General features: G+C 61.2%; 5 protein-coding genes and 1 pseudogene. 4 read left to right on the top strand and 2 right to left on the bottom strand.

What is annotated here, in order from left to right:
* Nucleotides 1-141: 141 nt before the first annotated feature.
* Both AC5Y5C_RS22910 and AC5Y5C_RS22905 read left to right on the top strand, forming a co-directional pair.
* Nucleotides 142-1,263, top strand: a complete 1,122-nt coding sequence (locus AC5Y5C_RS22910; protein ID WP_499976726.1) for a toll/interleukin-1 receptor domain-containing protein — start codon at nt 142-144, stop codon at nt 1,261-1,263.
* A 160-nt stretch (nt 1,264-1,423) separates the two neighbouring features.
* Nucleotides 1,424-1,671: pseudogene (locus AC5Y5C_RS22905) on the top strand (arylsulfatase); the annotation flags it as partial.
* A 96-nt stretch (nt 1,672-1,767) separates the two neighbouring features.
* Here the strand turns inward: AC5Y5C_RS22905 and AC5Y5C_RS22900 are convergent.
* Complete coding sequence (locus AC5Y5C_RS22900) at nt 1,768-2,589, bottom strand: RsiV family protein (protein ID WP_499976724.1); 822 nt, start codon at nt 2,587-2,589, stop codon at nt 1,768-1,770.
* 174 nt (nt 2,590-2,763) lie between these two features.
* Between AC5Y5C_RS22900 and AC5Y5C_RS22895 the strand changes: the two genes are divergently transcribed.
* Nucleotides 2,764-5,127, top strand: a complete 2,364-nt coding sequence (locus tag AC5Y5C_RS22895; RefSeq protein WP_499976722.1) for an arylsulfatase — start codon at nt 2,764-2,766, stop codon at nt 5,125-5,127.
* Between the two features lie 8 nt (nt 5,128-5,135).
* Here the strand turns inward: AC5Y5C_RS22895 and AC5Y5C_RS22890 are convergent, their stop codons facing one another.
* Nucleotides 5,136-5,402, bottom strand: coding sequence for a hypothetical protein (locus tag AC5Y5C_RS22890; protein ID WP_499976720.1), 267 nt, complete (start codon nt 5,400-5,402; stop codon nt 5,136-5,138).
* Nucleotides 5,403-5,526: 124 nt separating this feature from the next.
* On the opposite strand from AC5Y5C_RS22890, the gene AC5Y5C_RS22885 reads away from it, so the two are divergent.
* Nucleotides 5,527-6,297: a S1/P1 nuclease gene (locus tag AC5Y5C_RS22885; RefSeq protein WP_499976793.1), complete on the top strand. Its 771-nt coding sequence runs from the start codon at nt 5,527-5,529 to the stop codon at nt 6,295-6,297.
* Nucleotides 6,298-6,299 lie beyond the last annotated feature (2 nt).

Raw genomic sequence — 6,299 nt, 5'->3', positions numbered from 1 at the left:
GCCCTACTTCAGATTTGTGTGACCTAGGTTGAGGCTCTGCCCGGGTTACGGGTTCGAAGCGTTCACACGAGCGTGACTCCGCGGAGATACTCACTCAGAATATGTGCGTATTCAGGGAGTGTCGCGGTAGCGTTGGGCACTATGCCTTCCAGTGATTCGCATATGTTACCAATCAACTGTTTTATGAGCTACAGGCGTGCCGACAATAATGTCTACCGAAATGTTGTTGATCAATTGAAAATGGATCTCGCGGGTAGGTTTGAGGCTGAAACTGGTCGCGGTCTTCAGATTTTCGTAGATCGAGATGACATAGGGTGGGGAGAGGACTGGCGGCAGAAGATCTTAGACAGCATCAAGGCCGCTACCTTTCTTATTCCTATTATCACAATGCGGTATTTCGACAGCCAGCCCTGCAGGGAAGAGTTTGCGGCTTTTTATGAGGATGCCAAGAGAATGGGTGTTACTGCGCTGATAAGGCCAGTTATTCTGGCTGGCGGAAATCGTATTGTTGAGGATAGCCCTAACGAGCAGATGCGTATGTTGTTCGGGTTGAATCACGTTTCTATTGAGCAAGAGTTTGACGACGGTTATAATTCTCCGGCATGGCATAAGAAGATTAAGTACATGGTTACGGAATTCGCGAAGGGTATCGACGAAGTCGAAAGTCTCCTGGAGGCCAGGGAATTGGCCTCGGCTGAGCCTGAGGCGACGTCGCCCGAAAGCACCGAGCGAGACTTTATTGATATGCAGGAATTGCAAGGTCGGATCGAGGATATCAATAATCGGATGGCGGATGCGGTGAAAAGCGACTTGGAGGCGGTGGTCGCGGCGTTGGGACCAGTTCTCGATCCTGAATTCTGGAATGAGTCACAAGCCAAACAGCGGGTCATGATGCTTTCCGCTGCTAATTCGACCCGCGAACCCGCAGAACGATTTTCGACTTCTTCTGAGGCGCTGGAGGCGGAAGCTGTTGCGGTGGATAGCGGTGTCAGGATGCTATTTGACGAGTTAAATATGATGAAATCCAAGGAGTTTCGAGGGCTGCTTGGAACTGCAATCGGCGACAGCGCGACCTCGAAAGGTCTCGAAGAATTCGAGGAAGCGCTCGCTCCTGTTGTTGATGGAATGCGATTACTCGGGATGCTGAATATCAATATGAGAAAGGCAAGTCAACCCGTTCTCGTAGGGATTCAATCGTTGAAGCACGCTGCCGAGGTGATTGAAGGCTGGTCAAGTCTTGGCCGGGAGTCTGGCGCAAATTGAAAGAAGCTGCAGATATGGGAGCCCTCTGTGCCTTCGCCAGATTTGCAAGCTGCTCACGCTCGAGCGGCGTTTGAACCCACCCGCCCAATCAAAGACACCTGCCGGTCGTCTCGCTACGGTCACCGTTCACGATTTTGAAACCCGTGGCTAGGGAGCACCCATGACGGGATCAGCAGACTTCGGATTCAACGGCAAGATCGCCCCGGACATAAGGGATTCCGAGCCCGACTGGACGCCATACGCCGCACCCACCGCTCCGAAGGTGCGCCCAACATCCTGCATCTCGTCTAGGAACGGCACGGCATCGCAACCTGGGACTGCTTCGGCGGGCTGGTCGAAATGCCAGAGATGATCCGCGTCGCCGAGTGCGGCGTGCGTCTTTCGCAGTTCCGCACTACCGTCCTCTGTTAACCCACCCGCGCATCGCTCCTCGCCGGTCGCAACGCCACCACAGTCGGCTAGCGGCGAGACGATGGAATGCCGTGCCGCCCATGCCGGATGGTGTTACGTAAGCATCGGGTCGATCGCCGACCGGGGCACCAGCACCTGCAACGCCCCGTATGAGTCGGGCAGTATCGCGCCTTGGTCGAAGAAGAACATCACCCCGTCGTTGAGCACCGCGAAATTCTGGTAGTTCGAAGGGTTGTACAGCGACGCTGGTGAGAACGGCAGCGGCGGTGGGGGAGGTGGCGGCGTAGTCGTGGTGGTCGACGTGGTGGTAGTCGGCTGTCCCGAGGTTGTCGTCGGCGTGGGAGTTGCGACCGGCGGCGGGGCCAGCTGCTGCTGCAGCTGAGCCTGGACTACCGGCGCGACGGTCTTCAGCGGATCGTCCACCCGCCAGAGCGGCACATTTTCTTTGTCGTCCGCTGCGGCCGTGTAGATGATCGCCTTGCGATAGCTCTGGTCCCAGTTGTACGCCTTGTACGTCGTCTGCGGCTGCGCGCTGCCGGCGTTTTGGTACACCTTGAACGTCACGGTCTGCGTGCCGCGCGGGGGAATCGCCGAGGTGTATTCCGTTGGCTTGATGCTCAACTGAGAAGGCGTACTACGGGCCGCGCCAGACTTGGAGGTGTTGACGAACGCGTCGCGCGTTTTGGCGACATATTCGGCGATGGGCTTTTGGTCCGGGTAGTTCAGTGGAATGGTGATGTCGACGCTGTACCCGGTATCGGAGAGGCGGATCTCACACGTCTTGCCGGTGTTATTGCCCTTGAGGTCGGCGCAGTAATCGTGTGGCGCCGCCACCGCCACGCCAGCAGAACCGAAGATGGCGGCGGCCGTGGCCAGCACGGACACGCTCACAGAGCGCACGGATAAGAAGGGCACTTCTGCACTCTAACTTCGCAAGGTGAACCAAGTGCCTGGACCGGTGAACTGGGCCACCGAACGGACTGTGCCCTTGACGTTGCCTGATATTCGGGTGGAAGCCCTCTCGGTGGCCCATCACCTCGCTACGATCACACCGTTCTTGGATCTTGAAACCCCTACAAGGGAGCGGCTATGACGGGATCACCAGACTCCGGATTCAACGGCAACATCGCCTTGGATATCAGGGATTCCGAACCCGACTGGACTCCCTATGCCGCGCCTACGGCGCCCGAAGGCGCGCCGAACGTCCTGTATCTCGTGTGGGATGACACCGGCATCGCCACCTGGGACTGCTTCGGCGGCCTGGTCAAGATGCCTGCCATGAGCCGCATCGCCGAGCGCGGCGTCCGTCTCTCGCAGTTCCACACCACCGCCTTGTGCTCGCCGACGCGAGCCTCGCTGCTGACCGGCCGCAACGCCACCACGGTGGGCATGGCGACCATCGAGGAGTTCACCGACGGCTTCCCGAACTGCAACGGCCGCATTCCGTTCGACACCGCCTTGCTCTCCGAGGTGCTGGCCGAAAAGGGCTGGAACACCTACTGCGTCGGCAAGTGGCACTTGACTCCGCTGGAAGAAGCCAATCTCGCCGCCACCAAACGGCATTGGCCACTCTCGCGAGGCTTCGAACGGTTCTACGGATTCATGGGCGGCGAGACCGACCAGTGGTACCCGGACCTCGTCTACGACAACCACCCCGTCGAGCCACCCGCCACTCCGGAAGACGGCTACCACCTGTCCAAGGACATCGCCGACAAGACCATCGAATTCATCCGCGACGCCAAGGTGATCGCGCCCGACAAACCCTGGTTCTCCTACGTGTGCCCCGGTGCCGGGCACGCTCCGCACCACGTCTTCAAGGAATGGGCCGACAAATACACCGGCACGTTCGACATGGGCTATGAGCTGTACCGCGAGATCGTGCTGGAGAACCAGAAAAAGCTCGGCATCGTCCCGGCCGACACCGAATTATCGCCCGTCAACCCGTATCTCGACGTCAAGGGCCCCAACGGCGAACCCTGGCCGCTGCAGGACACCGTGCGCCCCTGGGACTCGCTCAACGACGAGGAGAAGCGCCTGTTCTCCCGCATGGCCGAGGTGTTCGCCGGGTTCCTCAGCTACACCGACGACCAGATCGGCCGGGTCCTGGACTATCTGGAGGAGTCGGGCCAGCTTGACAACACCATCATCGTGGTGATCTCCGATAACGGGGCCAGCGGCGAGGGCGGCCCCAACGGCTCGGTCAACGAGGTCAAGTTCTTCAACGGTTACATCGACACCGTCGAGGAGAGCCTGCGCTTCTACGACAACCTCGGCAGCACCGAGACCTATAACCACTACCCAATCGGGTGGGCGATGGCGTTCAACACCCCGTACAAGCTCTACAAGCGCTACGCCTCCCATGAGGGCGGCATCGCCGATACCGCAATCATCAGCTGGCCCAAGGGAATCGCCGCGCATGGCGAAGTCCGCGACACCTACGTCAACGTCAGCGACATCACCCCGACCATCTACGACCTGCTGGGTATCACCCCGCCGGACACGGTCAAGGGCATCGCCCAGAAACCCCTCGACGGCATCAGTTTCACAGCGGCGCTGAAAGATCCAAACGCCGACACCGGCAAGGACACCCAGTTCTACACGATGCTCGGCACCCGGGGCATCTGGCACCAGGGCTGGTTCGCCAACACCGTGCACGCCGCCACACCCTCGGGCTGGTCGAACTTCGACAAGGACCGCTGGGAGCTGTTTCACATCGAGTCGGACCGCAGCCAATGCCACGACCTCGCCGACACCCACCCGGAGAAACTCGAAGAGCTCAAACAGCTTTGGTTCGATGAGGCCGCCAAGTACAACGGCCTGCCCCTGGCCGACCTGAACATCCTGGAGACCCTGACCCGGTGGCGGCCGTACCTGGCCGGGGAGCGGACGTCGTTCACGTACTATCCGAACACCGCAGAGGTCGGTCTCGGTGCCGCGGTAGAGATTCGGGGACAGTCGTTTTCGGTGCTTGCCGAGGTAGCGGTCGACACCGCCGATGCTCAGGGCGTCATCTTCAAGCAGGGCGGTGCGCACGGCGGCAATGTGCTGTTCATTCAGGACGGGAAGCTGCACTACGTCTACAACTTCATGGGGGAGAAGGAACAGAAGGTGTCGTCGCCGGGCACGGTCCCGTTGGGTGCACATGTGCTCGGGGCCCGCTTCGCCAAGACCGGCACGGTCGCGGGAAGTCACACCCCGGTGGGCGATGTGACGCTCTTCATCGACGAAGAAGCCGTCGGCTCACTGAGCGCCGTCGAAATCCACCCGGGCACATTCGGTCTCGCGGGTGCCAGTCTGTCCGTCGGGCGTAACAGCGGATCGGCGGTGTCCTCGGATTACCAGGTGCCGTACGCCTTCTCCGGCGGAACGATTGCGCAGGTGGTCGTCGATATTTCGGGGGAGCCGTACGAAGACCTGGAGAAGAAGCTCGCGATCGCCTTCGCCAAGGACTGAGCCAAAGATTAGGCGGGCCACTCGGTGAGCTGTTCCCACTCACCGAAGGGCGGCTTCTTCGCGGCTTCGATCACGATCTGCCCGGTGACCGCCGACCCGGGGTGGTACTCCTCGACCACGAAGCCGCCCCGCCGGTCCTCGGGCGTCGCGCCATCCCAGATGTAAATCGGGCCGGGCGCAGCGGCGGCCTCGGTGACGTCCTGACCGCACTCGGCGACAGGCTCGTCACGACCCACACCGGTGTGCTTGCCATCGATACGCCGCCAGATGCTCACGAGTCGGATGCTACGCGCCGGCAGGCTTTCTGGGCAGCCGCAACTTGACCAGGTGGTGAACTCACGGAACGAGTAGGTGTCTACTTGCGCCATCGTCGCCACACTGTGTCACCGTGGACTGGTGATGAAAAAGTTTGGCGCGTTGGTGGTTGCGGCCGCGCTGCTGCTCGTGACGGCGCCGCTGGCTTCCGCGTGGGGTCCGCAGGGGCACAGCATCGTGGGCGCGGTCGCCGATGCGCAGCTCACGCCCGCCGCCCGCGCCGAGGTTTCGCGCCTGCTGACCGGCGAGACCACCCCAACGCTGGCCGGGGTGGCGAACTGGGCCGACCAGGTACGGCCCAGCCGGCCTGAGACCGCACCTTGGCACTACGCCGATATCGCCGAGAACAACTGCCAATATGTGCCCGCGATCAATGGCGACAACGGCAACAACGTCATCGAGGCCATCCGCAACCAGACCGCGATCCTGGCTGACCGATCCAGACCGGATACTGAACGCCGCGAGGCTCTGAAGTTCGTTGTGCACTTCGTCGGCGACATTCACCAGCCGATGCACGACGCCTACGCCCGCGACCGCGGCGGCAACGACATACCGCTCACCTACAACGGCCGCTCCACCAACCTGCATTCGTTGTGGGACAGCGGATTACTGAACACCCGCGGACTCAAGGACCCCCAGTACACCCAGGTGATCCAGGGCTTGCCCGCACCCGATCTGGGCGGCACCGATCCCGTCGACTGGGCGCAGGACACCTGCCGCATCGCCGTGGGCGCCTACCCCAGCACCTCGACCATCGGCACCGACTACACCAACCAATACCGCCCCATCGCCGAGGCGCAGCTGCGCCTGGCCGGTGATCGGCTGGCGCGCTTGATCAACGAGACGCTGGCCTAGCG

This window comes from Mycobacterium sp. NGS15 (assembly GCF_059813245.1).
Note: the sequence above shows the minus strand (reverse complement) of the source record. Positions and strands in the feature narration are given on the sequence as shown.